This window comes from Bradyrhizobium sp. BR 10289 (genome assembly GCF_019455385.1).
In the GTDB taxonomy this organism is placed as follows: domain Bacteria; phylum Pseudomonadota; class Alphaproteobacteria; order Rhizobiales; family Xanthobacteraceae; genus Bradyrhizobium.
Window position 1 is genome coordinate 129,155 of record NZ_JACOFR010000012.1, and the last position, 25,897, is coordinate 155,051.

Genomic DNA, 25,897 nt, shown 5'->3' on the forward strand with positions numbered 1-25,897 from the left:
CGCTTTGATATGTACACCTCCAGGCAACCCGCCTTATCGGCGGGTTCCGCGGTCCCGTAGCTCAGCCGGATAGAGCGGCGGTTTCCTAAACCGTAGGTCGCATGTTCGAGTCATGCCGGGATCGCCATTTTTTCGAGACTTATGCGTCGCCACGAGCGCGGTGCCGGGCCCCCTTCCAATCGTTTTCTATCGTGACGTGTGCCGATAGCCGGCTAGAATATGGTCGGGTGCGGGGGCGTCGGCATGGCGGATTTGTGGTTCTACGCGGACGGCGGTCGGAAGCGCGGTCCGATGCCGGTTTCGGAGCTGCTTCCACTCCTGGCTCGCATCGCGGATTGGCAGCGCGTGCTGGTCTGGCGGGAGGGGCTGGAAAGCTGGAAGCCGGTCGCGGAGGTGCGCGAGATCGCGGAGCAGCTTCTTCGACCGCAGCTGGCGGATCCGGCACCGCTACCGGCTGACGCCGTTCGGGAGCCTACCGTCCCAGCCGAAGACGCTGCCGCGTTCAGAGATGTTCAACCCGACATGACCGGCATCAGTGGCTGGCTCGCGCTTCTCGCGTTCGGCCAGGTCATGGGAATCCTACGCCTCGTCTTCAACGTCGTACAATATGTGCAGTCGATCACCGACGACGTTTGGACTTTTGCTCCGACCGTCATCTGGACCGAGATGCTGATCAATGCCGCCATGATCGGCTTCGCGATCTTGACAACGGTGCTCATGTTCATGCGTTCGCACCGGTTTCCAGCCTTCTTCATCGTGCAGGCGATCTGCGCGGTGCTGATGCCGTTCGTCGATCTGCTCTTCGTCGCATCGTTCTTTTCCGCCGCCCTGAGCCGTCCTTTCAGCGATTTTTTCATCGTCGAGCCTGGACAGATCGGACAAACCATAGTCGGTGCGATCAGTGCCGCGGTCTGGATCATGTATCTGCTTCGCTCCCGCAGGGTCGCCAATACGTTCACGAAATAAGCCAATTTGCGCGACCAGAGGGCTGCCCTGCAGGAGCGCGCGCCGAATGAGGCCAAAGCGAACGCCAAGGCGTAAACACTGACGCAATCGCTGAACCAGGAACAACGACAACGAGGGCCAGGGGCGCCGCGCGCGGATCGCAGGCCCAACGGGCATTGATCGCCGTTGATTTGCTTGAACGGCGCGAAAATTGCTAACAGAGGCGACCGGGCTGGAAGTACCCCTTCCAGCCCGGTCCCTGCCTGCCCTATCCGGAGATAATGATGCCTTTCGACTTGATCCTGCGCGGCGGCCGTGTGGTCGACCCGTCCCAGAAGCTCGACGCCGTGACCGATGTTGCCTTCGCGGGCGGCAAGGTGGCCGCTGTCGGCAGCGGGCTCAAGGCGGATCCGGGCACGGAGGTGCGCGATGTCTCGCAGTTCATCGTGACGCCCGGGCTGATCGACCTCCACACCCACGTCTATTGGGGCGGTACCTCGCTCGGCATCGATGCCGAGGAGTTCTGCCGCGCCTCCGGCGTCACCACGTCGGTCGATACGGGCAGCGCCGGGCCCGGCAACTTTGCCGGCTTTCGCAAGCATGTGATCGAGCCGAGCCAGGTCCGCATCCTCGCTTATCTCCACGTCTCCCATGCCGGCATCTTCGGCTTCTCGCACCGGATCATGGTCGGCGAGAGCGAGGAGCTCAGGCTGATGAACCCGATCGAGGCCGCCAAGGTGGCCGACGAAAACCGCGACCTCATCGTCGGCATCAAGGTCCGCGTCGGCCTGCACTCCTCCGGCACGTCGGGGGCGGTGCCGCTCGACATCGCGCTCGAGGTCGCGAACGAAGTCGGCATGCCCCTGATGGCGCATATCGACCATCCGCCGCCGAGCTATGAAGAGGTGATCGGCCGCCTGCGTCCCGGCGACATCCTCACCCATGCGTTCCGCCCGTTCCCGAACACGCCGGCGACGGCGCAGGGTACGGTGAAGAAGGCGGTGCTGGATGCGCGCGAGCGTGGCGTGCTGTTCGACATCGGCCACGGCAAGGGCTCGTTCGCGTTCAAGACCGCGCGCGCGATGCTCGCCAACGGCTTCTATCCGGACACGATCTCCTCCGATATCCACCAGCTTTGCATCGATGGCCCCGCCTACGACCAGGTCACGACCATGTCGAAATTCTTGTGCATGGGCATGGAGCTGTCCGACGTGGTTGCGGCCTCGACCGTGAATGCGGCGATGGCGCTGCGGCGTCCCGAGCTCGGCAGCCTCAAGCCGGGCAGCGTCGGCGATGCCACGCTGATCTCGGTCAAACAAGGCCAGTTCGACTACGAGGACGTCGTCGGCGAGCACTTGATCGGGGATCGCAAGATCGTGTCCGAGGGCGTCGTCATCGGCGGCCGCTGGTGGCATCCGAATTAATTCGATCAGCTTTGCTCGCGATAGAATTGCAGCAGGCGCGCGCCGGCGGGTGAGAGCCAGTCGGGGGCGCCTGCGATGTAGCCCTCGACGACGCCGCTCGTTCCGACGAGATAGGTGATGGGCATGCCGACCAGCGGAAACATCGCCTTGGATGTTTCCGCCGCCGCGCCATGGGCGTCGGCATAGCAGGCGAGGTTCTGCACGGCGAGGCCGCCGAGAAATTTGCGGATTTTTGCGAGGTCCTTGGTGTCGGTGCAGATCGCGACGATGTCGATCCGGTCTGGCCGCGAGCTTGCGAGGCTTGCCAGCGTCGGCAGGTCGAGCCGGCAGGCCGCGCACCACGTCGCCCAGAAATTGACGAGGGTGATGCGGCCCGGCTTCGCCGTCACCGCCACGTCCTTGCCGTGAAGATCGGCAAGCCGGATCGGCGGCATCGCCGCGCGCGGCCGCACGACCGTGAACTGGCTGCGACCGGCTTCGAACACCGGGGGCCAGCTTTCCTGCGCGTGGCCTGCGCGCAGGCAAGCGAGATAGGCCGGCGCAGCGATCAGGATCGATCGCCGCGACAATGCATGAGGTCTCTCACGCATGAATGTAGGCCCACCCCTTCAACTGCAGGTCGACGACGCGCCCGATGCCGAACGGCACGAGGCTCGCGCCTGCGATCAGCGGGATAGAGATATGCTCCTTGGCTTCGGCGATCGCCTTGGACGAGGCGCACATGCTGTAGCTGAGGTTCGGCAGCGATTGCCGCAGCGTCGCCAGCGGCTCGACCAGCGGCGTCTTGTCGGCGCGGAAGACGTCGATGCCCTTGCCGTTGGCGACGACCTCGATCAGCAATCGCGCACCCCTGTCGGCAAAATGCTTGGACAGGTTCGCCGAATAGCTGATCGCGTGACCCATGACATAGGGCTCGTTGCTGTCGATCAGGATCACGACGCCGTCTGCGAGGCGATCCTCCTTGGCGGCGGCGGTGCCGCCAGCCGTGAGGATCGCGGTCCCCGCGAGCAGGCCCCTGCGGGACCATCCTTTCGCTGAGATCATGGCGGCCGACGCTCAGAACTGGCGCGGCGTGATCGGCGCCTTGCGGCTCCGGCCCCACAACACGAACAGGCTGAGCGCGAGCAGGACGACATTGAGCGGCGTCACCGGCGCCTCGCCGCGCGAGAGGTGGAAGACGAGCGCGATCACCTGCAATACGGAGCAGCCCAGCGCGGCTACCACTGTCAGCCCCGGCAGGATCCGCGTCAGCGCCGGCAGCAGGATGCCGATCCCGCCAGCGAGATCGACCAGAGCGATGGAGCGGACGAAGGTTTCGGAATATTGCCCGGCCCAAGGCATCATCGCGGCCAGCTGGGGAATCGGCGTGGTCAGCTTGATGAACCCGGCCGAGATGAAGACGAAGGCGATCAGGGCCTGCGCGGTCCAGAGGCCGATGCGAAGGGGGCGCCCGGCGGGGGCGGTCTCGAAGGTGGCGGTGGACATGGGTGGCTTCTCCGGAATGTGAGGGTTGCCACCATTTGATGGTTTCGCCTTATTTGATCATTATGTGTTCCGGGATGGGTTCCTTTCCTGGATGTTGATGATTTCATGGATTCTCTGGTCAGCATGAGGGTGTTCTGCCTGGTCGCGGAGCTCAAAAGCTTTGCGTCTGCGGCCGAGCGCCTGCGCATCTCGCCGGCCATGGCGAGCAAGCATGTCATGCAGCTCGAGCAACGGCTGGGCACGCGTCTGCTCAACCGGACCAGCCGGCGGGTCAGCCTGAGCGAGAGCGGCGCGCTCTATTTCGAGCAGGCGCGGCAGATGCTGGATTCGCTCGACGAGGTCGAGGCCGCCGTCAGCAACGCGACCGTCGTTCCGCGTGGCAGGCTGCGGTTGACCGCGCCGGTGTGGATGGCGAATACGATCTTCGCGGGCGTGCTGGCGGATTACCAGGCCCGCTATCCGGAGGTGTGCCTCGATGTCGATCTCAGCGGCCGGCTTGTCAATCTCGTGGAGGAGGGCTTCGATCTCGCCTTGCGCGCGACCGCAGCGCCGGATGAGTCATTGATCGCGCGTCCCATCACCAACGTGCCGTTCTACCTGGTGGCTGCGCCCGCTTTCCTCAAACGCGTGGGCCGTCCGAAGACCTTCGCCGATCTCTCCGGCCAGCCCCTGTTGCACTACGCGCTTTATCCGGGCGAAAGCTTCTCCTTGAAGACGAACGGCACGGTCGAGACCGTCAAGCTCAACCCGGTCCTGCGCAGCGGCAACGAGACGCTGCTGCATATGGCCGTGCTGGAAGGCATGGGCTTCGCCTTCCTGCCGAAATGGCTGGTCGCCGACGACATCGCCGCCGGACGTCTCGTGCACACCCTGCCTGAGGTGGTCGTCTTCGAGGGCCGGCTGTTCGCGGTCTATCCGAGCCGCAAATACCTCTCCGCGAAGGTCAGGACCTTCATCGACTTCATCGCTGCCGATAAGCGGATGAAATAGCCGGCCCTACAGCGATCTCGCGATCAGCAGCTTCATGATCTCGTTGGTGCCGCCATAGATCTTCTGGATGCGGGAATCGATGAAGATGCGCGAGATCGGGTATTCCTGCATGTAGCCGTAGCCGCCGAACAGCTGGAGGCATTCGTCGGCGGTCTGCACCTGCTTGTCCGAGCACCAGTATTTCGCCATCGACGCAGTGACGGTGTCGAGATCTTTTGCGACGAGACGCTCGATGCACCAGTCGACAAAGACGCGGGCAATCATCGCTTCGGTCTTGCGCTCGGCCAGCGTGAAGGCGGTGTTCTGGAAATCCAGCAGCGGCTTGCCGAACGCCTTCCGCTCCTTGGTGTAGTCGACGGTGAGCTTGACGGCGCGCTCCATCGCGGCGACGGCGCCGACCGCGAGCGCGAGCCGCTCCTGCGGCAATTGCTGCATCAGCTGGACAAAACCCTGGCCCTCTTCCTTGCCGAGCAGGTTTTCCGGCGGCACGGTGACATTGTCGAAGAACAGCTCCGACGTATCGGAGGCGTGCAGGCCGATCTTGTCGAGGTTGCGCCCGCGCTTGTAGCCGTCCGCACCTGCGGTCTCGACCACGATCAGCGAGATGCCTTTGGCCCCGGCCTCGCCCGTGCGCGCCACCACGATGACGAGATCGGCGGCCTGGCCGTTGGTGATGAACGTCTTCTGGCCGTTGATGACGTAGGAATTGCCCTGCTTCTTGGCCGTGGTCTTGACCGCCTGCAAATCCGAGCCGGTGCCGGGCTCGGTCATGGCGATGGCGCCGACCATCTCGCCCGAGGCCATCTTCGGCAGCCAGCGCTTCTTCTGCTCCTCCGAGCCGTAATTGAGGATGTAGTGGGCGACGATGGCGCTGTGAACGGAGACGCCGGTGGTCAGCTCCGGCACCGTGCTCTCGAGATCGTCCAGCACCGCTGCGTCATAGGCGAAGGTCGCACCCAAGCCGCCATATTCCTCCGGCACGCTCGCCAGCAGCGCACCCATCTCGCCGAGTCCGCGCCAGGCGAAGCGATCGACCATCTTCTGCGCGCGCCATTTCTCGGCATGCGGCGCCAAATCCTTGGCCAGATATTTCCGGAACTGATCGCGGAAGACATCGAGCTCTTCGGTCATCCAGGAGGAGCGGTAGGACATGGTCACCTCGGTTGATTCCACTTTGCGGCTTGGTAGGCCAGCAGGCCGCTGCAATTATTGTGTTTTCAGGCTGCGCCGGTGACGCTACCAAGGCGCCCGGAAACGCCTTTGTCGGGATGGTTGATTGTGGCTGCCAAAACTCAAGAGCTCAAGCTCGACATCGATCGCGTCGGCACGGTCTCCGCGATCCTGATGAGACCCGCCCATGCGCGCGCCTGCTACGTGCTGGCACACGGTGCCGGCACCGACATGCGGCATGCCTCGATGGAGAAGATTGCGGCGGACCTCAGCGAGCGCGGCATCGCGACGCTGCGCTTCAATTTTCCCTACATGGAAAACAAACAAGGCCGTCCCGACCAGCCGGCGGTTGCGCACGCCGCCGTCCGTGCGGCGGTCGCGGAGGCTTTGCGGCTGTGTCCAGGGCTGAAGCTCGTGGCGGGCGGAAAATCGTTCGGCGGGCGCATGACCTCGCAGGCGCAGGCCAAGGCGCCGCTGCCCGAGGTCAAAGGGCTCGCCTTCCTCGGCTTTCCCCTGCATGCCGACAAGAAGCCGTCGGCCGAGCGCGCCGCGCATCTGGCCGAGGTCAATATCCCGATGCTGTTCCTGCAAGGCACACGCGACGGGCTGGCCGATCTCGGCCTGCTCAAGCCCGTCGTCGCTTCGCTTGGCTCGAAGGCGACGCTGCACGAGGTCGAAGGCGGCGATCATTCCTTTGCGGTGCTGAAGAAGTCCGGTCGCACCAACGACGACGCGCTGGCGGAGGTGCTCGACGCGCTCGCCGCCTGGATCGATCGGCTCGCCTAAAACTCAGGCCGAATAAAGCCCCTTGTCGCGCGCCTTCTGGATCGCGAGCGCGGCGATCAGGTCCAGCGTCGGCGTCGACAGGCCGGCGGTGCGCGCGAAGGCGGCGGGCGCCTTCACCAGCACGTCGATCTCCATGGCGCGGCCGAGCTCGTAATCCTGCAGCAGCGACGGCTTGTGGTTCGGGGCGGGGCCGCTGCGCGTCACCCGCTTGACCTCCGGGATGAAGTGCTGGGCAATGTCGTTGGCCTCGTTCAGCATGCGCGGGATCACCTCGGTGAAGGCGGGGTCGTCGCGGACGCCGCGTGCGGTCTGGCCCGTCAGCAGGCACAGCACCGAGAGCGACATGTTGGTCAGTAGCTTTGACCAGATCGCCTCACGGATCTCGGCCACCGGCGGCGATTCCAGCCGCGCGTCGTTGAAGGCGCCGCGCAGCTTTGTGATGCGCTCGGAATTGCGGTCGTCGCATTCGCCGATCAAAAGGCGATTGCGGTCGGGCGTCAGGTTTTGCACCACGCCCGGCGTGGTCACCTCGTTGGACGAGAAGATCACGCCACCGATGATCCGCTCTTTCGGGATGCAGGCGCGTAGCCGTCCGCCCGGATCGAGGAAGGATATGTCCGGCGGCGTCGGGTGCCGCGGCGGCAGGCCGATACCGTACCACCAGGGAATGCCGTTCTGCGCGAACACGATGGCGGTATCGTCCTGCAGCAGCGGCTTGAGGCTGGCGACCAGCCCGGTCAAGGCCGTCGCCTTTAGCGTCGAGATCACGACGTCCTGCGGACCGAGCTGGGCCGGATCGCCCGACGCGTTCACCTTGGCGGTGACCTCGGAATCGCCGACGCGCAGCTTGAGTCCATTGGCCCGGACGGCTTCGAGATGCGCTCCCCGCATCACGCAGCCGACGTCATGGCCGGCGCGCGCCAGCCGTACCGCGATATGGCTGCCGACGGCGCCCGCGCCGAAAATGCAGATGCGCATAAATGTCTCGTCCCTGGTCCTTGGATGCCGCCCGGCGGCAGCATGACACAAGCCGCCATGCGATGGACGCGGCCGCCCCACGCTGGAAAGATATGGATCGGCACACATGGCCTCGGCCATAGTGCGCGGCCAACAAGATGACCGGAGGCTTGCCGATGACTGCCAACCCCGTCCTGTGGACCTTGAATACGCGCGGCGTTGCCACCGTTACGCTGAACCGGCCCGAGGTGAACAACGCCTATGACGGCGCGCTTATCGCAGGCGTGCTGGCGGCCATGGATGATCTGGCCAAGAAGCCGAACCTGCGCATCGTCGTGCTCAAGGGCAACGGCAAGCATTTCCAGGCCGGCGCCGACCTCAAATGGATCAATGGCGTCAGGCCGCAATCGGCCGAGGCGAACGAGGCGGCATCCCGGGCGACTTTCGAAGCCGTGCAGCGCCTCAACACGTTGCCGATCCCGACCGTCGCGCTGGTGCAAGGCGGCTGCTTTGGCGGCGGCACGGGTGTCATTGCAGCCTGCGACGTCGTGATCGCCGCTGACAACGCGCTGTTCTCCATTACCGAGGTACGCTGGGGCCTGACGGCCGCCATCATCATTCCGCAGCTCTGCGATGCCATTGGCGTGCGGCAGGTCCGCCGTTACGCACTCACCGGTGAGCGCTTCGGCGCCGAGGAGGCCCGCCGCATCGGCCTCGTCCACGACGTGGTACCGCTCGCCGATCTCGAATCCGCCGGCGCCAAGGTGGTCGATCAACTACTGGCCAACGGGCCGGAGGCGATGGCCGAGACCAAGCGCCTCGCGCTGGAGAGCTCGTTCGGCGGCATGGCAGTGGACGATGCCGCCTATAAGCGGCTCGTCCAGCTGCACTCGCTGAAGCGCCAGAGTGCGGAGGCGGCAGAGGGACTGGCCTCGTTCGCCGAGAAGCGGGCAGCGAATTGGGGCGGTGGCAAAGGCTGAGCTTCAGCAGCCGCGGCAGATGTTGTTGATGCTGCGATACACGGCGTCATCGTCCTGCCGCATCTGGCGGAGTGACTGGAGCGTATCGCTCTCGCCGGCGGGCGCGGGCGGCTTGCGCTTCGCCTCGAGCTCTTCCTCCTGCCGCTTGTAGCAGGCCTCGCGATCGGGCTTGCTCTGGATGAAGCGGCAGTTCTGCTCCAGTGCGGCGGCGGGAACGGCCGACAGCGCGAGGGCAATAGAGGTCGCGAAGCAGTACCTGACGATGATCGAATTCATGGCCGCCCTTGTCTCAGGTTCACCGATGGCGAGCAACCGCGATCTTGCGAGGATGAGGACCGCCGGGTAATCCGTGATCCAGTTCGAACCAGATTCCGGGAAGGAACGCGCCATGCGGGCCATGACGATCGAAGAACCGGCACGCAAGGTGCCGCTCTACGGCGAATATGAAGTCGTCGTGCTTGGCGGCGGCCCGGCCGGAATCGTCGCCGCAGCCTCAGCCGCACGCGCGGGACGCAAGACCCTGCTGATCGAGCGTTACGGCTTTCTCGGCGGCATGGGGACAGCTGCCGGCGTCACCAATTTCTGCGGCCTGCATGGCAATGTCTACGGCCAGGCCCACCGGCTGGTGCAGGGCATGGCGTCCGAGCTGCTGTCGCGGATCGACCGGCTCAACGGTCTCAACACGCCGCACCTGATCCTCGGCAAGGTGTTCGCCCAGGCCTACGACACCGCGGCCTACAAGATCGCCGCCGACGGGCTCCTCGCCAGCCACAAGGTCAATATCCTCTTTCATGCGCTCGGCGCCGGCGTCGTGATGGGCGACGACCGCCGCATCGATGCGCTGCTGGTCGAGACCAAGGCCGGACGCCAAGCGGTGCGCGCGGAGATTTTCATCGACTGCTCCGGTGACGGTGACCTCGCGGTCTGGGCCGGGGCGCCGTTCGAGATCGGCGATGAGCACGGTCATCCGATGTACCCGTCGATGATGTTGCGTCTCAACGGCATCGATCCGGAGAAGGCGGGCGATGCCTGGCGCACCATCCCGCAATTGATGGAGAAGGCGCTCGCCGCAGGCACCCACACATTCCCGCGCAAGAGCGCGATCGTGCGGCCGCAAAAATCCGGCATCGAATGGCGGGTCAATTTCACGCAAGTGGCGCGCGAGGACGGCCACGCCATCAACGGCGTCGAGCCCGACGATCTCACCCGCGGCGAGATCGAGGGCCGCAAGCAGGCGCTCGCGGCGTACGAGTTTTTGCGCAGCACCGTGCCGGGCTTCGAAAAGTCCTACATCGTCGACCTGCCGCCGCAGCTCGGCATCCGCGAGACCCGCCGCATCAAGGGTGGCTACCAGCTCAGCGGCCAGGATGTGCTGGGCTGCGCCTCGTTCGAGGATTCCATCGGCGTCAACGGCTGGCCGATCGAGGCCCATGTTCCCGGCGATGTCGTCTTCACCTTCCCGCCGATCCCGGAATCGCGCGGCTATAACGAATTGCCCTACCGCATGCTGGTGCCCGAGGGCGTCGACAACCTCCTGGTCGCCGGCCGCTGCGCCTCGATGACCCATGAGGGCCAGTCGGCGGCCCGGGTGTCCGGGGCCTGCTTCGTGATGGGCGAGGCCGCCGGTTCCGCCGCGGCGCTGGCGCTCTCCGGAAATCGCATTCCGCGCGAAATCGCCATTGAAAAGTTGCAGGAAACGTTGAAACAACAGGGCGCCTTCATCGGGCGCGATCAGGCGGTGCCCGAAGGTTTGTGACAGCTGTAACAGAACGGCGAAGAGAGCGAGAGGAAACGGGATGATCGGGATTGCGCGGCTCGCGCTTGTGGGCCTGATGGCGATCACGGCGCTGGGCACGGCCCGTGCCGAAGATGCGCTCAAGGCCAAGGTCGGGGTGCTCCGCCTGTCGTCCTCCGCGCCCGTTTTCATCGCCCAGGATAAGGGCTATTTCCGCGAGGCCGGTCTCGACGTCGAGCTGAAATTCTTCGACGCGGCGCAGCCGATCGCGGTCGCCACGACCTCGGGCGACGTCGATTTCGGCGTCACCGCCTTCACCGCCGGTCTCTACAATCTCGCCGGCAAGGGCGTGCTGAAGGTGATCGGCGGCATGAGCCGCGAAAAGGCCGGCTATCCCCTGATCGGCTATTTCGCCAGCAACAACGCCTATGCGGCCGGGCTGAAGACGCCGAAGGATCTCGCCGGCAAGCGCGTGGCGATGACGCAGGTCGGATCGAGCTTTCATTATTCGCTCGGCCTGCTCGCCGACAAATACGGTTTCAAGCTCGCGGATGTGAAGATCGTCCCGCTGCAATCGCTGTCGAATGCCGCGGCCGCGCTGAAGGGCGAGACCGTCGATGCGGCGCTGCTGCCGATCTCCACCGCGCGAAGGCTGATGGACGAGGGCGGCGCGAAGTTTCTGGGTTGGGTCGGCGACGAGACGCCCTGGCAGCTCGGCGCGGTGTTCGCGTCCCCGAAGACGATGACCAACAAGGCTCTGGTGACGAAATTTCTCGGCGTGCTCGCGAAAGCCGATCGCGAATATCACGACGTCATTCTGGCTTCGATGAAGGACGGCGTCGCCCCGATCAACGAGCAGACCAAGCCGTTGCTGGAGATCATCGCCAAATACACCAATCTGCCGGTCGAGCAGGTGGTCGGCAATTGCGCCTATATCGATCCCGACGGCAAGCTGGACGTGAAGAACGTCGACAACCAGATCAAGTGGCTCCAGGAGCAGGGCTTCGCGGACAAGGGTTATGATGCGAATGCGATCATCGCCAAGGATTTTGTGAAGGCGGATTGATTGATGCGAACCGTTCTCTCACCCCGTCATCCTGAGGTGCTCGACTTGCGGTCTTCCGCAAGGCAAGCCTCGAAGGATGCACGGCCCGGATGCGGCGGGGCCGTTCATCCTTCGAGGCTCCCATTGCGATGCGTTCGCATCGCAATGCTCGCACCTCAGGATGACGGGTCGACGGTGGGAGCGCGTAGCTCATGGACCTGATCGCCAACCACATCTCCCACCGCTTCGGCGATCTCGCCGTGCTCGACGACGTCTCCTTCACCGTCGGCGCGGGCGAAGTGGTCGCGATCGTCGGTCCCTCCGGCTGCGGCAAGAGCACGCTGCTGTCGATCCTCGGCGGGCTGTTGCAGCCGACATCAGGCACGCCCGAGCTGCGTGGCGCGCCGCCGGCGGACAGCCTTAATCCGCTCACCTTCGTGTTCCAGGATTTTGCCTTGCTGCCCTGGGCGACGGTGGAGGAGAACGTCGAATTCCCGCTGCTGCACACGCAGCTTTCGGCCACGCAGCGCCGCGGGCTGGTCGACGACGCCTTGCGCCGCACCGGTCTGACCGATTTTCGCGCGACCTATCCCAAGCAGCTCTCCGGCGGCATGCGCCAGCGCGTCGGCATTTCGCGCGCGCTTGCAGTGAGACCAGCGATCCTGCTGATGGACGAGCCGCTGTCCGCGCTGGATTCGCAAACGCGCGAGCTGTTGATGGAAGATTTCGTCCGCCTGCTCGCCGATGGCTGCATGGGCGCGGTCTATGTCACCCACAATCTCGAGGAAGCGGCCCGGCTCGCGGACCGCATCGTGGTGCTGTCGCGCCGGCCGGGCCGCATCCGCGAGGTGGTGGCGGTGCCGATGACGCGCACTGAGCGCGGCGAAGCCGCCGCGCGCGAAAAACTGCTCGCGCTGCAGAACCAGATCTGGTCGCTGATCCGCAACGAGGCGATCGATGCCGAGCGCGAGGTTCAGCATGCTTGATCGCGCTGGGCTACCGGCAAAGGACGAGACGACGCGGCGCGTCAGGTTTCGCGGCGCCGGCTTCGTGCCCGCGTCGAGCCGCTTCGGCGGCTGGATCGCGCTCGCCCTGGTCATCGCGATCTGGCAGGCGGCGGGCAGCGCAGGTCTCGTCAATCCGCTGTTTCTGCCGGCGCCGTCGGCGATCGTGCGCGCGATCTACGAGCTCGCGCTATCGGGTGCACTCTGGCAGCACCTGTCCGCATCGCTGCTGCGCATCGGCGTTGGCTGGATGCTGGGAACGGCGGCCGGCGTTGCCGTCGGCTTCGCCATCGGCCTGTCCAGGCTGGCGCGCAGCGTCGGCATCACCTTCATCTCCGCGCTATTCCCGATCCCGAAAATCGCGCTGCTGCCGCTTTTGATCCTCTGGCTCGGGATCGGCGAAGAGCCGAAGATCGCGACCATTGCGCTCGGCGTGTTCTTCTCGACCGCGATCTCGGTCTATAGCGGCGTCGACGCGGTGCCGCGCAACCTGATCCGCATGGCGCAGAGTTTCAACGTCCCCTTCGCCACCATCGTGCGCAAGGTGATCTGGCCCGGCGCGCTGCCCGCCATTCTCGCCGGCTTCCGCATCACCGCCTCGGTGGCGCTGCTGCTCGTCGTCAGCGCCGAGATGATCGGCGCGCAATACGGCATCGGCGCCTTCGTGCTGCAGGCCGGCAATCTGATGCAGACCGATCAGCTGCTCGCGGGCGTGGTGATCCTGTCGGTGTTTGGATTGGCGGTCGGCAAGGTGATCGGCTGGCTGGAGATCAAGCTGCTGCACTGGCGGTAGCCACAGGCACCGCTGCCGTAGGGTGGGCAAAGCGAAACGTGCCCACGATCCCTTTATGAATCGCGAAGACGCGAGCACGGCGCAAGTGCGCCTTTGCCCACGCTACGAAACTAGTCCCGTCACGCGTTCCCGCGATCCTCGCGAAACAGATCCAGCTTCTGCTGCACCGGGCGGTCCGAGAAGCTGAACAGCACCGCATCGTCATCCGCCTCGTGCGTGACCCATTGCCAGCTCGGCACCACGAACAGATCGCGTGGGCCCCATTCGAAGACGGCATCGCCGATGCGGCTGCGGCCCCTGCCTTCGATCGGGCAGAACACCGTCGCATCCGTCGACCGATAACGCGCGGTCGCAAACCCCTTCGGCAGCAGCTGGATGAAGGTGCCGATGGTCGGCATCGCGAAATCGCCGGTCTCGGGGTTGCTGAATTTCAGCTTCAGCCCGTGGCAGGCGTCCCATTCCTGGCTCGTCCTGGCTTTTTCCAGCGCCTCGCGGGTGTAGACATAGGGATAGCTGAAGATCGGCGATGTCTTCGAGGACCGCCTCACGTCGACCGGCAGCAGATTGTGGCCGTAGCGCGCAAAGCTGTCGCCCGCGGGCTTTGTGATCCTCTGCTGGTCTTCCTTCGCGCCTTCCGCAAACGAGCAGTCGAAAAACTGCACCAGCGGGATGTCGAGGCCGTCGAGCCAGAACATCGGCTGGTCGGTCTCGTTGGAATGATCGTGCCAGGTCATCGACGGCGTGATGATGAAGTCACCGGGCTCCATCGCGGTGCGCTCGCCGTCGACGGCGGTGTGGGCGCCCTTGCCTTCGAGCACGAAACGCAGCGCCGACTGGCTGTGCCGGTGCGCCGGCGCGACGTCGCCGGGCACCACCATCTGCACGCCGGCATAGAGCGAGGTCGTGATCTTGGACTGGCCGCGCAGGCCCGGATTTTCCAGTACCAGCACGCGCCGCTCGGCTTCCTTGGCGGTGATCAGCTTGCCGGCCTCCGTCATGTAGTCGCGGATGGTGTCGAACTTCCACAGATGCGGGCGGCAGGCGCTTCTGGGCTCCGGCGTGATCAGATCGCTCATCACCGTCCACAGCGCGGTGAGATTCTCGCCGTCGATCTTCTTGTAGAACGCCTCGCGTTCCGGCGTCTTGGTCACGGCTTCCATGGGCGGCTCCCGTTCGTTTTGTTGATTGACAGTATACTGACGATCTAGATAGCGTCAACGTGACGAACAAGAACGAAACGGGAGGGTTCCGATGAAGCTGCACGGCTATTTCCGCTCCAGCGCCGCCTATCGCGTGCGGATCGCGCTGAACCTCAAGGGCCTCGGTGCCGAGCACCTGCCGCATCACCTTCGCAAGGGCGAGCAATGCGCGCCCGCCTATCTCGCCATCAATCCGCAGGGCCTGGTGCCCGCGCTGGAGGAGGGCGGTGAAGTTCTCACCCAATCGGTCGCCATCATCGAATGGCTCGACGAGACGCATCCCAATCCGCCGCTGCTGCCGAAGGATCCGCTGCGCCGCGCCAAGGTGCGGGCGTTCGCGCTGGCGATCGCCTGCGACACGCACCCCGTGCAGAATTTGAAGGTGCTGGCACGGCTGCGTGAACTTGGCCTCGCCGAAGAGAAGGTCCAGGACTGGGCCGCCTGGGTCAATCGTGAGGGCCTGTCCGCCTGCGAGACGCTGATCAAGGACGAGACGGGGCCGTTCTGCTTCGGCGATGCGCCGACGCTCGCCGATCTCTGCCTGGTGCCGCAGCTTGCGAACGCGCGCCGCTTCGGCGTCGACGTCTCGGCCTATCCACGCCTGCTCAAGGCCGAGGCCGCGGCGAAGGCGCTGCCGGCGTTCGCCAATGCCGCGCCGGAGAAGCAGCCCGATGCCGAGTAAGCCTGCTCCGATCACGATCGACGCCGTCTATGCCGCACCGGGCTATCTGTTCCGGCGCATGCAGCAGATCGCGGTGTCGATCTTCATGGAGGAGTGCAAGGCGTTCGACCTGACGCCGGTGCAATATGCGGCGCTGATCGCGATCCACACCCATCCCGGCATCGATGCGACGCGGCTGTCGGCGGTGATCGCCTTCGACCGCTCCACGCTCGGCAGCGTGATCGAGCGGCTGCAGGTCAAGGATTTCGTCGAGCGCAAGCCGGCCCCCGAGGACAAGCGGATCAAGCTGCTCTATCTGACCAAGTCAGGCGCAGCGATCCTGCGCGAGATCATTCCCGCCGTCGAACGTGCGCAGGCGCGCATGCTGGAGCCGCTCAAGCCCGCCGATCGCAAGACGCTCATGGGGCTTCTGACGCAGCTCGTCGATCTCAACAACGAGGCGTCAAGGGTGCCGCTGCGGGCCGAGGATGCGCTGGAGCATCTGGGGAAGGGCGGGTGAGGGGAGTGCGTGGCCAAGGCACTGCCGTTGCAATTATGAAGGTGTCATTCCCCGCGAAGGCGGGGAATCCAGTACGCCGCGGCTTCTCGGTGAACTACTGTCGTCTCGGAGTACTGGATCGCCCGGTCGAGCCGGGCGACGACACCGGTTGTGTGACGAAACGATTGCCTCACATCCGCAACAACGCCTGCCGATCGATCTTCCCCGTGCCCGTCTTGGGCAGCTCGTCGATGAAGATCACCTCGCGCGGATATTTGTAGGGCAAGAGCTTGCCCTTCACATAGTCCTGGAGTCGCCGCGTCGCCTCGCTCCGGTCGGCGGCGCGGCTGTTCATCACCACCACCGCTTTCAGTGTCATGCGCCGATCCGGCAGCTCGGCCGCGAACACGGCGCATTCGCGGATATCTGGGTGGTCGGCGAGGCACAGCTCGACCTCGAGCGGATACACCCACTGGCCGGAGATCTTGATCAGATCATCGGCGCGGCCGCGGAAGAAGTGGAAGCCGTCGCTATCCCTGACGAAGCGGTCGCCGGTGTAGATCCAGCCGCCCTCGCGAATGGTCTCGGCGGATTTGTCCGGCCTGTTCCAGTATAGCGGCGTGTTGGAATCGCCGCGCACCCACAAGATGCCCTCCTCGTTGTCGGCGACGTCGCGTCCGTCGCTGTCGCGCAAGCTCACCTCGTAGCCGGGCACGCGCAGGCCGGCGGCGCCGAGCTTCTTCTGCTCGGGCCGGTTGGACAGATAAATGTGCAGCACCTCGGTCGAGCCGAGGCCTTCGACGATCTCGAGCCCCGTGAGCGTCTTCCAGCCGTTGAAGACGTCCGCCGACAGCACTTCGGCCGCGGACAGCGCCATGCGCAGCGACGAAAAATTCGTCTTGCTCCCGCCTTCGGCCTTGGTGAGGGATGTGTAGAGCGTCGGCAGGCCGAAGAAGACCGTCGGCCTGTATTGCTCGATCGCCGCGAAGATCGCCGCGGGCTTGGGCTGGCCCGGCAGCAGCAGCGTCGCCGCGCCCGCCGAGAACGGGAAGGTGACGGAGTTGCCGAACCCATAGGCGAAGAAAATCTTCGGCACGGAGAAGCAGATGTCGTCAGGTGTCAGCCTCAAGACGTTCTGCGCGAAGGCGAGCTCGCTATAGGCCATGTCGTGCTGCAGATGCACGATGCCCTTGGGCCGGCCGGTCGAGCCGGAGGAGTACATCCAGAACGCCATCTCGTTGCGGTCGGTGTCGGCCTCAGTGAGCTCGGCTGGAAATTCCCCAAGCCAGCTCGCCGCTCGAACCGCATGCGGCGCGGCGTGAGCGCCGATCTCGCCATTCACCACGATCAAGGTGCGCAGATCCGTGTCCTTGCAAGCCTCGGCGTTGAAACGCGCCACGAATTCGGCCTCAGTGACCGCAACGCTCGCACTGGAATCGGCGAGATAGAATTGCAGCAGATCCGGTGGTGTCAGCGTGTTGATGAGCAGCGGCACGAAGCCGGCGCGAACCGCGCCGAAGAAGGCGGCGGGATAGGCCGGCGTGTCGTCGAGGAACAGCAGCACGCGGTCGCCGCGCCTCAGGCCGAGCGAGGCGAAGCCATTGCCCCAGCGGCAAGCCTCCGCACAGAGCTCGGCATAGGTCCGCGTGCCCGCGGGCCCGATCAGCGCCAGCCTGTCGCCGCGGTCCTTAGCGAGATTCTCGAACAGCACGCGGCTGGCATTGTAGATTTGCGGAACGGCAAAGCCGATCTCGCGGGCGCCCGCGCTGTCGGCGGGCACCTGGTCGCTGATCTCATTGCTCATGCCGTCGCCTCGCCGTCGGCGGTCCCGCCGTTGGCCGCGCCATCGTCGACGTGGTTCTTGGCGGCCTCATAGCGCGCCATGAAGGCCGGCGACATATGGCGCAGGCGTGCGTCGTCGATGCGGCCGGAGCGGGTGATGTAGCTGTAGGCGAAGTCGATCGGATCGAGCTGCATGTGCTGGGCAAAATGTTCATACCAGAAGGCGCTGGTGCGAGCGGCGTTGACGAGCTTCTGCACCACCGGCTTGCGCGCGGCCTGGTAGCGATGCAGCGCGGTGGTTAGATGCGCATCGGATTCCAGCGCCTTGACCAGCGCGATCGCATCCTCGATCGCGAGCCGCGTGCCCGAGCCGATCGAGAAATGCGCCGAGTGCAGGGCATCGCCGATCAGCACCATGTTCTTGAACGACCAGTGCTCGTTCCAGATCCAGGGGAAATTGCGCCACACCGATTTGTTGGAGACGAGGCAGTGGCCGCCGAGCGTATCGGCAAACACCTCCTCGCAGACGCCCTTGGACTGCTCGACGTCCTTGTAGGCGAAGCCATAGGCCTGCCATGTCGCGTGATCGCATTCGACCAGGAACGTGCTCATGGTCGGCGAGTAGCGGTAGTGATGGGCGTTGAAGGCGCCGCGGTCGGTCTTCACGAACGTCTGCGACAGCGTGTCGAAGCGTTTCGAGGTGCCGTACCAGACGAACTTGTTGGAGGAGTAGGACAGCGACGTGCCGAAATCGCCCTCATAGGTGCGCCGCACCAGCGAATTCAGCCCGTCGGCGGCGACGATCAGGTCGTAGCCGCCCAGCTGGTCGATCGTGTGGATCTGGGTGTCGAAGCGCGACGTGACGCCCGCATCGAGCGCGCGCTGCTGCAGGAACCTCAACAGCTCGAGCCGCCCGATCGAGGAGAAGCCGACACCGTCGATGGCGACGCTGTCGCCATGCAGATTCAGCGTGATGTTCTCCCAGCTCTCCATATGCGGCGCGATCGCGTCGACCGTCTCGGGGTCGTCCGCGCGCAAAAATTCCAGCGCCTGGTCGGAGAACACGACGCCAAAACCCCAGGTCGCGTCGGCCGGGTTCTGTTCGAACAGGTCGACTTGATCCTCGGGGTGACGCTTCTTCCAGAGATAGGCGAAGTAGAGCCCACCGGGCCCCCCGCCAATCACGGCGATCCGCAACGTCTGCCTCCCTAACTGACAGTATACTTACTATCTAGGGGTAGACTAATGCGCTCCGGCTTCCCACGCCAGCGGAATTATCGGCTCGGCATGGCACGCCAAAACCCACCTCCAGACGCACGCGTTGCGTGTATCCGAAGCAGTGACATTGCAAATCATAGCCAAACCGCGCCGGCTTGGCTATTCGCGCCTCAGACGCAGCGCTTGACGTAGACCCCGTCTACCAGCACGCGGGTACAGCGGACGACCGGAACCGGCTTGCGGACGACGACGGCCGCGTTCGGTCCGGCACAGCCGGCGCGATAGACGCCGCGGGCGCACACCACCGCATTGGCGTTGGTCGCCTCGAAAGTCATGGTTGCCGCGAAGGCGAGAAGTGCAGAAGCAACGAGCAGCAATGAACGCATGTTGTCCTCCGGTCTTGTTGTGATTGAAATCGATCGTGGCAAAAGGTCTGTCGCTACAAGCGCGCGAAAATTCATTCGCGCGCGCCGTTGGTGATGACCGCGCGGTCTTATTGCGCCGCGAACGGCGCCAGCACGTCCTTGCACGCAGGCGACAATGACGCGGCATTGCTGGCGATGCATTGCACGATGCGGCCGCCGCCCGGCGCGACGCCGGCGCAGAGGGTGCGGATGTCGGCGCCGCAGGCCGAGCGCACGATGAAGAGTTCTTCGCGCGGCCGCAGCGGACGCAGGACGATCACAGTGGGCGATGCTGCGGGCGCCGCCGCGGGAGCCGCGCCGGCGGCAGGCGCTGCAGCCGCTGCTGCGCCGCCGCCGGTCGCGGCGGTCACGGCCTTCGCGCAAGCCGCCGACACCTTGGCCTTGTTCTTCTCCAGGCATTCGAGCGCGGGGGCGCCGCCGGGCGGCACGCTGGCGCACACTTTTGGATAATCGGCGCGGCATGCGCTCTTGACCGCGGAGACTTGCGCGCTGCTCGGCTGTTTTGCGGCGGCGGCTTTTGGAGCGGCTGAAGCGGCCGGCTTCGCCGCAGGCTCGGCGGCCGGCGCTGCTTCCGTCTTTGCCGGTTCGGATTTGGCCGGTTCAGATTTGGCCGGTTCGGATTTGGCGGGAGCGGCCTCCGTCTTTGCAGGTTCTGATTTGGGCGCCGCGGCCGGCCCGACTGCGCGCACCGCGCTCGCGCATCCCGACGACAGGCTCGACATATGGCTCTGCAGACATTGATAGGCTTCGACGCCGCCGGGCGTCACGCTCGAGCAATGCGCCATGAAGTCGGAGCGGCATGCGGAGCGGATGGCGCTCTTCTGCGCCTCGGTCGGCGCCTGCGCGAATGCGCCTGTTGCGGTTGCGAAGAGCGTTGCGGCAAGCAACGCGGTTCGCGTTGAAGCATGTTTCAACGTGTTGAACATTTGAGTGAATTCCTGCCCTGTCGGTAACGCCGACGTTTTTTCGAAATGTGATGCAAGCGCAATCGTCGCGAGCAACGCCTCGCGAACGGTATCTTTGGCCGCTTTGGCATCTACCGCAAGTAGATAATGCCAGGACAATCACGGCGTAACGACGTCATCGGAGGACGCAATTCCGTCGTCAGAGCTTGATCATGCGCTTGCCGCGGTTCTCGCCTGCAAGCAATCCGATCAGCGCTCTCGGCGTGTTCTGCAATCCGTCGATGATGTCTTCCTGCACTTTCAGCCTGCCGGATTTCACCCAGCCTTGCAGGTCGGCGAGCGCGCGCGGACTGTCCTTCATGTAGTCCATCACGATGAAGCCCTGCATTACGAGCCGCTTCACCACGATCAGGCCCGGCACGCCGCGCGGACCGTGCGCCGAAGGCGTGCCGTCATATTGCGAGATCGCACCGCAACAGGCGATGCGGCCGTAATTGTTCATCTGCGGCAGGCAGGCTTCCAGTATGTCGCCGCCGACATTGTCGAAATAGACGTCGATGCCTTTGGGCGCTGCCGCGCGCAGCGCCTTGAACACCGCGCCGTCCTTGTAGTCGACCGCGGCATCGAAGCCGAGTTCGCCAGTCAGCCAGTTGCACTTGTCCGCGCCGCCGGCGATGCCGATGACGCGGCATCCTTTGATCTTCGCGATCTGTCCGACGATCGAGCCGACCGAGCCCGCGGCCGCGGACACGACGACCGTCTCGCCCTCCTTGGGCTTGCCGACGTCGAGCAGGCCGAAATACGCCGTGAGGCCGGCGATTCCGAATACGCTGAGCAGATGCGTCATCGGTTCGAGCTTCGGCATTTTCGTCAGATGCTTTGCCGGCACTGCTGCAAACTCCTGCCAGCCGGTGTCACCGAACACGATATCGCCAGGCGCAAGACCCTCGGCCTTCGAGCTCACGACCTCGGCGATGCCGCCGCCCGCCATCACGCTGTTGGCTTCGACGGCCGAACGATAGGTCGCGCCGTGCATCCAGGCTCGGTTGGCGGCGTCGAGCGAGATGTAGCGCACGCGCAGCAAGGCCTCGCCCTCCCCAGGCTCGGGCACCGCGCCGTCAACCATCTTGAAGTGCTGGAGGCCGAGCTTGCCGCTGGGCTTTTCCACCAGAAGAATCTGGCGATTGATCTGTCCACTCATGGCGTTCCCCTCGCTGCTTGTTTGACGATTATTGATGCAGCTGCCGCAAACAAAACGTGCAAGCCGCATTCGTTGTGCGCTGCATGAAGGCTAGATCGCGCGCCCAAGTTTCGCAACGGGAACATCCCGCAACACGAATGCTCGCAAAGCGTGTTGCGTCGCTGTCATATCTGCGACATCATGAAGCGGCCGGTAGCGTGGGGGTCTTGTCAATGTCGAACAGGTTTACGCAATATATTCTGGCCGCGATGGTGCTGGGCATCATCATGGGCTCCGCGATCTACAACTTCCTGCCCGATACGCGCGGAGACTGGGCCTCTTCCATCAACCTGCTTGCCGTGATCTTCCTGCGCCTGATCAAGATGATCATCGCGCCTCTGGTGTTCGCGACTTTGGTCGGCGGCATCGCGCATATGGGCTCCGGCTCCAAGCTCGGCCGCATCTTCGCCAAGACCATGGGCTGGTTCGTCAGCGCCTCCTTCGTGTCGCTGCTGCTCGGCCTCATCATGGTCAATCTGCTCCAGCCCGGCGCCAACTTCCCCGGCACGCTGCCCGCGGCGGGGCAGTCGACCGGCCTGCCGGTCTCGGCCTTCTCGATCGAGAAATTCCTGACCCATCTGATCCCGACCTCGATCGCGGACGCGATGGCGCAGAACGAGATCCTGCAGATCGTGATCTTCGCCGTGTTCTTCTCGGTGGCGATGGGCTCGATGCCCGAGCGCTCCAAGCCGATCCTGGCGCTGATCGACGACATCGGCCACATCATGCTGAAGGTGACGAGCTATGTGATGCTGTTCGCGCCGCTCGCGGTGTGGGCCGCCATCACCGCGACCGTCGCCAAGAACGGCCTGCTCGTGCTCTGGAAGCTCGTCGTGTTCATGGGCGGCTTCTATCTGTCGCTGATGATCCTGTGGGGCATCCTGGTGGTCGTGGGCTTCGTCGTCATCGGGCCGCGTTACAGCCATCTGCTGAGGCTGATCCGCGAGCCCTTGATGATCGCGTTCTCCACCGCGAGCTCGGAAGCGGCCTACCCGAAGACGCTGGAGGGGCTGAACAAGTTCGGCGCCTCGTCGCGAATCTCGAGCTTCGTGCTGCCGCTCGGCTATTCCTTCAATCTCGACGGCACGATGATGTACTGCACCTTCGCCAGCATCTTCATCGCGCAGACCTATCACATCGAGATGTCGCTCTCGACGCAGCTCGCGATGCTGGCGACGCTGATGATCACCTCCAAGGGCGTCGCCGGCGTGCCGCGCGCCTCCCTCGTCGTGATCGCCTCGACGCTGTCGCAGTTCGGCATCCCCGAGGCCGGCCTGCTCATGATCATGGGCATCGACACCTTCCTCGACATGGGCCGCAGCGCCACCAATGTGATCGGCAACACGCTGGCAACCTCGGTCGTGGCGAAGTGGGAAGGCGAACTCGGGCCGGAGCACGCACTCGGGACCGGCGAGGCCGTGCCTGATGACATGATCCCCGGCGAAGTGCCCGCGATGGCAGGCCATTGATCGGAGTGCGACATGCGCCTTTCAACGGCGATTTCGGGCGGTCTGTGGCTGGCAGCGTGTCTGCTCGCAATACCCGCCTCGGCCCAGACCGGCGGCAGCGAAGGGCTTAGCCCGTCGCTGTCGGCCATCAAGAAAGCGCACACCGTGCGGCTCGGCTATCGCGAAAGCTCGCCGCCGTTCTCCTTTCTCGACCAGTCGGGCCGGCCGATCGGCTATAGCCTCGAATTGTGCGAGGCCATTGTCGAGGAGATCGGCGTCGAGGTCGACGATCCCAACCTGAAGATCGATTACGTCAAGGTCACCTCGGACGATCGCATCGACGCGGTGCTCCAGAACAAGATCGACCTGGAATGCGGCTCGACCACGGCGAACGCCGAGCGCGGCAAGCGCGTCGCGTTCTCGCCCCTGATGTTTGTCGCCGGTACCAAGCTGATGGTGCCGAAGGCGTCCAGCGTCCAGCAGCTGGCCGATCTGAAGGGCAAGGCCGTGGTGGTGACCAAGGGCACCACCAACGAGCAGGCGATCCAGGCTGCGGACAAGAAGTTCTCGCTCGGCCTCAACATCGTCGCCTCGCCCGATCACGAGCAGTCCTACCAGATGCTGGTCGACGGCAAGGCCGATGCGTTCGCGACCGACGATATCCTGCTGTTCGGCCTGATCGCGCGCCACAAGGCGCAGGACAGGTACCGCGTCACCGGCGACTATCTGTCCTACGATCCCTACGGCATCATGTTCAGGAAGGGCGAGCCGCAGCTGTCGGCCGTGGTCGAGCGCGCCTTCCGCAGGCTCGGTTCAAACCATGACCTCGTGCCGCTCTACAACAAATGGTTCATCGCAAGGCTCCCGACCGGTGAGCGGCTGAACGTGCCGATTTCGCTGCAACTGGAGGAAGCCTTCAAGGCGATGGACGATTCGGCGAGCGCGAACAATTGAGCCCATTCCGTCATCCTGAGGTGCGAGTGGCGCGTTGCGCAGCATCGCGCCGGGAGCCTCGAAGGATGAACGGCCCGGATACGGCTACAGCCCGGCCGTCGCCCTTCGAGGGCCGCTGAAGAAGCGGCCACCTCAGGGTGACGGTGATAGATCAGGGCTCGCGTTGTGCCTTCCCAAACACCCGGTCCAGCGCCGCATCATACGCCGCCTGCACCAGTTCCGGATGCAGCTTGGCCAGCGCTTCCATCATCACGCCGGAATTGATCTCCAGCACGCGCCACGCGCCATCCACGCGCACCACGTCGATCGACGCGAAGGTGATGCCGATGGCGCGCGCGGCATCGAGCGCCAGCTTCACGCTGGCCGCCCGGGCCTCGCCGTCGTCCAGCAGCACCGGCTTGGCGCCGGCATCGAGATTGTGCCGCCAATCGGTGCCGCGCTGCTTGCTGTAGACGACGAGCGGCACATCACCGAGCAGCACCACGCGGACCTCGTCCTCGATCGCGACATAGGGCGAGATCACGAGCCCGGTGCTCATCGCAAACACCTCGCTGGCCGCGTGGTCGAGCTCCGCCTCTGTCGTCACCTTGAACACCGAGCGTCCCGACGTCCCCTCGTTCGGCTTCACCACCACGCCGTGCGGATGGCGGGCAAGCAGCGCGAGCATGTCCTCCCGCCAGCTGGGGCCGACGATCGTGCTGCCGAGCTTCGGATTGAGGAAGAGCCGATGCGGAATGCAGGGCAGGCCCTCCAGCGCCAGCGCCTCCGACGTTGCCGATTTGTCGTTGGCCAGGCGATGCGCGATCGCGCTGTTGAGGCCGATGTCATAGCCGAAGGCGAAGCGCCGCTGATCGCCCCGGCGCATCGCGATCAGCCAGCCGCCCGCGCGGACATCGATGTCGATGCCATGGCGCGCGCCATAGCTCCTGATCGCCTGGACGAAGATCCGCTCGTTGCTCGGCATGTGGTTCGATCAATCAGGCGCCAAAAGCCGCAAAAATGCGGGAAATGACGCCAGGCAGGGGTGAAAATCAGAGCTATTCTTAATGAAATTCTCGCGAGCGCGATGGAATTAAGTGCTGCAATCGCGCCCGAAAGGGAAAAGAAATTGCCCTCGGTGCGCATCGGACGGCAGATCCGTTGATGATCTGGCCATTTCCGCCGCAAATGCCGCTTTGACCGGCATCAATTGCATCCGGAACGAGGTTGATTATTGGTCTCAATGGCGTAGATCACACACGCGAAATCCTCCGCCATGGCAATGGTGTCCGCCCGGTTTGCAGGGCCGGGCAGCGCTTTTGCCCGAAAACCGCAAGAATTCGGAATATCGAAAATCATGAGCGCGTTTTACCGAGAGAAGGTTCTTTCCGTCCAGCACTGGACCGACACGCTGTTCAGCTTCCGCGCCACGCGGGACTCCGGCTTCCGCTTCCAGAACGGCCAGTTCGCCATGATCGGCCTCGAGGTCGATGGCCGTCCGCTGCTGCGCGCCTACAGCATGGCGAGCGCCAATCACGAGGAAGAGCTCGAGTTCTTCTCGATCAAGGTGCAGGACGGCCCGCTGACCTCGCGCCTCCAGAAGATCAAGGAAGGCGACACCATCCTGGTCGGCCGCAAAGCCACCGGCACGCTGATCACCGACAACCTCATCCCCGGCAAGCGCTTGATGCTGCTCTCGACCGGCACCGGCCTTGCGCCCTTCGCCAGCCTGATCAAGGACCCCGACGTCTATGACCAGTTCGAGTCGATCGTGCTGGTGCATGGCTGCCGTCAGGTCTCCGAACTCGCTTATGGCGAGAAGCTGGTCGCGACCTTGCGCGAGGACGAGCTGTTCGGCGAGCTGCTCGCCGACAAGCTGATCTATTATCCGACCGTGACCCGCGAGCCGTTCAAGAACCGCGGTCGCATCACCGACCTCATCAATTCCGAGCAGATCTTCAACGACATCGGGCAGTCGCCCCTCGACATCGAGACCGACCGGGTCATGATGTGCGGCAGCCCGGCGATGCTCGAAGAGCTGAAGGCGATGTTCGAGAGCCGCGGCTTCATCGAGGGCAGCGGCAACAAGCCCGGTCACTTCGTGATCGAGAAGGCGTTCGTCGAGCGGTAAGCGCCGCTTGCTGATCTCCGCCGTCGTCCCGGACAAGCGCGCCCAAAGCGCGCGCCGATCCGGGACCCATAGCCACAGGGAGTGGCTATGCGAAGACTCGGAGTGACAGCTGTCCCGGCCACGAAATCCTGTCGTTATGGAT

Annotated in this window: 27 protein-coding genes and 1 tRNA gene; 15 read left to right on the plus strand and 13 right to left on the minus strand. The window is 64.5% G+C overall.

Features of this window, described 5'->3' with window-relative positions:
* The first annotated feature begins 50 nt into the window (after nucleotides 1–50).
* The 3 genes from HYH08_RS20870 to HYH08_RS20880 all read left to right on the plus strand — a co-directional run bounded on the left by HYH08_RS20870 (nucleotide 51) and on the right by HYH08_RS20880 (nucleotide 2,369).
* Nucleotides 51–127 (plus strand) — tRNA-Arg (locus HYH08_RS20870).
* Nucleotides 128–243: 116 nt separating this feature from the next.
* Nucleotides 244–966, plus strand: a complete 723-nt coding sequence (locus tag HYH08_RS20875; RefSeq protein ID WP_220011689.1) for a DUF2569 family protein — start codon at nucleotides 244–246, stop codon at nucleotides 964–966.
* 263 nt (nucleotides 967–1,229) lie between these two features.
* A complete protein-coding gene (locus HYH08_RS20880) occupies nucleotides 1,230–2,369 on the plus strand; it encodes an amidohydrolase/deacetylase family metallohydrolase (RefSeq protein WP_220011764.1) in 1,140 nt (379 codons plus the stop codon).
* A 5-nt stretch (nucleotides 2,370–2,374) separates the two neighbouring features.
* Here HYH08_RS20880 and HYH08_RS20885 read toward each other — a convergent pair whose 3' ends face one another.
* From HYH08_RS20885 to HYH08_RS20895, 3 genes are read right to left on the minus strand one after another with little or no spacing between them, the layout of a single operon-like run.
* Nucleotides 2,375–2,959 (minus strand): TlpA family protein disulfide reductase, encoded by a 585-nt coding sequence (locus HYH08_RS20885; protein WP_220011690.1) that lies wholly within the window; start codon nucleotides 2,957–2,959, stop codon nucleotides 2,375–2,377.
* Nucleotides 2,952–3,413, minus strand: coding sequence for a DsrE family protein (locus tag HYH08_RS20890; protein ID WP_220011691.1), 462 nt, complete (start codon nucleotides 3,411–3,413; stop codon nucleotides 2,952–2,954). Before HYH08_RS20890 ends, HYH08_RS20885 begins: the two co-directional genes overlap by 8 nt.
* A 12-nt stretch (nucleotides 3,414–3,425) precedes the next feature.
* Nucleotides 3,426–3,854: a DoxX family protein gene (locus tag HYH08_RS20895; RefSeq protein ID WP_220011692.1), complete on the minus strand. Its 429-nt coding sequence runs from the start codon at nucleotides 3,852–3,854 to the stop codon at nucleotides 3,426–3,428.
* Nucleotides 3,855–3,959: 105 nt separating this feature from the next.
* Between HYH08_RS20895 and HYH08_RS20900 the strand changes: the two genes are divergently transcribed.
* The gene (locus tag HYH08_RS20900) at nucleotides 3,960–4,844 is read left to right on the plus strand and encodes a LysR family transcriptional regulator (protein ID WP_220011693.1); all 885 of its coding nucleotides are present in this window, start codon (nucleotides 3,960–3,962) and stop codon (nucleotides 4,842–4,844) included.
* Nucleotides 4,845–4,850: 6 nt separating this feature from the next.
* Here HYH08_RS20900 and HYH08_RS20905 read toward each other — a convergent pair whose 3' ends face one another.
* A complete protein-coding gene (locus HYH08_RS20905) occupies nucleotides 4,851–5,996 on the minus strand; it encodes an acyl-CoA dehydrogenase family protein (protein WP_220011694.1) in 1,146 nt (381 codons plus the stop codon).
* A 126-nt stretch (nucleotides 5,997–6,122) separates the two neighbouring features.
* On the opposite strand from HYH08_RS20905, the gene HYH08_RS20910 reads away from it, so the two are divergent.
* Nucleotides 6,123–6,800 (plus strand): alpha/beta hydrolase family protein, encoded by a 678-nt coding sequence (locus tag HYH08_RS20910; RefSeq protein WP_220011695.1) that lies wholly within the window; start codon nucleotides 6,123–6,125, stop codon nucleotides 6,798–6,800.
* 3 nt (nucleotides 6,801–6,803) lie between these two features.
* Here the strand turns inward: HYH08_RS20910 and HYH08_RS20915 are convergent, their stop codons facing one another.
* A complete protein-coding gene (locus HYH08_RS20915) occupies nucleotides 6,804–7,778 on the minus strand; it encodes a ketopantoate reductase family protein (RefSeq protein WP_220011696.1) in 975 nt (324 codons plus the stop codon).
* Between the two features lie 155 nt (nucleotides 7,779–7,933).
* Here HYH08_RS20915 and HYH08_RS20920 point away from each other — a divergent pair, with 155 nt between their 5' ends.
* Entirely contained in the window at nucleotides 7,934–8,737 is an 804-nt protein-coding gene (locus HYH08_RS20920) for an enoyl-CoA hydratase-related protein (protein WP_220011697.1), read from the plus strand.
* A 3-nt stretch (nucleotides 8,738–8,740) separates the two neighbouring features.
* On the opposite strand, the gene HYH08_RS20925 is transcribed toward HYH08_RS20920, so the two are convergent.
* Nucleotides 8,741–9,013, minus strand: coding sequence for a hypothetical protein (locus HYH08_RS20925; RefSeq protein ID WP_220011698.1), 273 nt, complete (start codon nucleotides 9,011–9,013; stop codon nucleotides 8,741–8,743).
* A 112-nt stretch (nucleotides 9,014–9,125) separates the two neighbouring features.
* Between HYH08_RS20925 and HYH08_RS20930 the strand changes: the two genes are divergently transcribed.
* The 4 genes from HYH08_RS20930 (at nucleotide 9,126) to HYH08_RS20945 (ending at nucleotide 13,314) form a co-directional block, all read left to right on the plus strand.
* The gene (locus tag HYH08_RS20930; protein ID WP_220011699.1) at nucleotides 9,126–10,493 is read left to right on the plus strand and encodes an FAD-dependent oxidoreductase; all 1,368 of its coding nucleotides are present in this window, start codon (nucleotides 9,126–9,128) and stop codon (nucleotides 10,491–10,493) included.
* A gap of 40 nt (nucleotides 10,494–10,533) precedes the next feature.
* Nucleotides 10,534–11,538, plus strand: a complete 1,005-nt coding sequence (locus tag HYH08_RS20935; protein ID WP_220011700.1) for an ABC transporter substrate-binding protein — start codon at nucleotides 10,534–10,536, stop codon at nucleotides 11,536–11,538.
* Nucleotides 11,539–11,729: 191 nt separating this feature from the next.
* On the plus strand, nucleotides 11,730–12,503 hold the full coding sequence (locus HYH08_RS20940; RefSeq protein WP_220011701.1) for an ABC transporter ATP-binding protein: 774 nt from the start codon (nucleotides 11,730–11,732) through the stop codon (nucleotides 12,501–12,503).
* The gene (locus HYH08_RS20945; protein WP_220011702.1) at nucleotides 12,496–13,314 is read left to right on the plus strand and encodes an ABC transporter permease; all 819 of its coding nucleotides are present in this window, start codon (nucleotides 12,496–12,498) and stop codon (nucleotides 13,312–13,314) included. Before HYH08_RS20940 ends, HYH08_RS20945 begins: the two co-directional genes overlap by 8 nt.
* A gap of 119 nt (nucleotides 13,315–13,433) precedes the next feature.
* On the opposite strand, the gene gtdA is transcribed toward HYH08_RS20945, so the two are convergent.
* Nucleotides 13,434–14,474, minus strand: a complete 1,041-nt coding sequence (gene gtdA, locus HYH08_RS20950) for a gentisate 1,2-dioxygenase (RefSeq protein WP_220011703.1) — start codon at nucleotides 14,472–14,474, stop codon at nucleotides 13,434–13,436.
* Between the two features lie 91 nt (nucleotides 14,475–14,565).
* Here gtdA and maiA point away from each other — a divergent pair, with 91 nt between their 5' ends.
* The gene (gene maiA / locus HYH08_RS20955; RefSeq protein ID WP_220011704.1) at nucleotides 14,566–15,195 is read left to right on the plus strand and encodes a maleylacetoacetate isomerase; all 630 of its coding nucleotides are present in this window, start codon (nucleotides 14,566–14,568) and stop codon (nucleotides 15,193–15,195) included.
* Nucleotides 15,185–15,694 (plus strand): MarR family winged helix-turn-helix transcriptional regulator, encoded by a 510-nt coding sequence (locus HYH08_RS20960; protein WP_220011705.1) that lies wholly within the window; start codon nucleotides 15,185–15,187, stop codon nucleotides 15,692–15,694. Before maiA ends, HYH08_RS20960 begins: the two co-directional genes overlap by 11 nt.
* 169 nt (nucleotides 15,695–15,863) lie before the next feature.
* Here the strand turns inward: HYH08_RS20960 and HYH08_RS20965 are convergent, their stop codons facing one another.
* The 5 genes from HYH08_RS20965 to HYH08_RS20985 all read right to left on the minus strand — a co-directional run bounded on the left by HYH08_RS20965 (nucleotide 15,864) and on the right by HYH08_RS20985 (nucleotide 21,204).
* Complete coding sequence (locus HYH08_RS20965; protein ID WP_220011706.1) at nucleotides 15,864–17,477, minus strand: benzoate-CoA ligase family protein; 1,614 nt, start codon at nucleotides 17,475–17,477, stop codon at nucleotides 15,864–15,866.
* Complete coding sequence (locus tag HYH08_RS20970) at nucleotides 17,474–18,652, minus strand: FAD-dependent monooxygenase (RefSeq protein ID WP_220011707.1); 1,179 nt, start codon at nucleotides 18,650–18,652, stop codon at nucleotides 17,474–17,476. The genes HYH08_RS20965 and HYH08_RS20970 overlap by 4 nt, the downstream gene beginning before the upstream one ends.
* Nucleotides 18,653–18,843: 191 nt before the next feature.
* The gene (locus HYH08_RS20975; protein WP_220011708.1) at nucleotides 18,844–19,059 is read right to left on the minus strand and encodes a hypothetical protein; all 216 of its coding nucleotides are present in this window, start codon (nucleotides 19,057–19,059) and stop codon (nucleotides 18,844–18,846) included.
* 107 nt (nucleotides 19,060–19,166) lie between these two features.
* Nucleotides 19,167–20,024, minus strand: a complete 858-nt coding sequence (locus HYH08_RS20980) for a cysteine rich repeat-containing protein (protein WP_220011709.1) — start codon at nucleotides 20,022–20,024, stop codon at nucleotides 19,167–19,169.
* Between the two features lie 178 nt (nucleotides 20,025–20,202).
* Nucleotides 20,203–21,204, minus strand: coding sequence for an NADP-dependent oxidoreductase (locus HYH08_RS20985; protein WP_220011710.1), 1,002 nt, complete (start codon nucleotides 21,202–21,204; stop codon nucleotides 20,203–20,205).
* A 212-nt stretch (nucleotides 21,205–21,416) separates the two neighbouring features.
* Between HYH08_RS20985 and HYH08_RS20990 the strand changes: the two genes are divergently transcribed.
* Together HYH08_RS20990 and HYH08_RS20995 are read left to right on the plus strand one after the other, a co-directional pair.
* Entirely contained in the window at nucleotides 21,417–22,712 is a 1,296-nt protein-coding gene (locus tag HYH08_RS20990; protein ID WP_220011711.1) for a dicarboxylate/amino acid:cation symporter, read from the plus strand.
* A gap of 12 nt (nucleotides 22,713–22,724) precedes the next feature.
* Complete coding sequence (locus tag HYH08_RS20995; RefSeq protein ID WP_220011712.1) at nucleotides 22,725–23,645, plus strand: amino acid ABC transporter substrate-binding protein; 921 nt, start codon at nucleotides 22,725–22,727, stop codon at nucleotides 23,643–23,645.
* Nucleotides 23,646–23,796: 151 nt separating this feature from the next.
* Here the strand turns inward: HYH08_RS20995 and HYH08_RS21000 are convergent, their stop codons facing one another.
* Complete coding sequence (locus HYH08_RS21000; RefSeq protein ID WP_220011713.1) at nucleotides 23,797–24,609, minus strand: ATP-grasp domain-containing protein; 813 nt, start codon at nucleotides 24,607–24,609, stop codon at nucleotides 23,797–23,799.
* A 372-nt stretch (nucleotides 24,610–24,981) separates the two neighbouring features.
* On the opposite strand from HYH08_RS21000, the gene HYH08_RS21005 reads away from it, so the two are divergent.
* Nucleotides 24,982–25,755 carry a ferredoxin--NADP reductase gene (locus HYH08_RS21005; protein WP_220011714.1) on the plus strand — a complete coding sequence of 258 codons (774 nt, stop codon included), beginning with the start codon at nucleotides 24,982–24,984 and terminating at the stop codon, nucleotides 25,753–25,755.
* The last annotated feature ends 142 nt before the right edge of the window (nucleotides 25,756–25,897 follow it).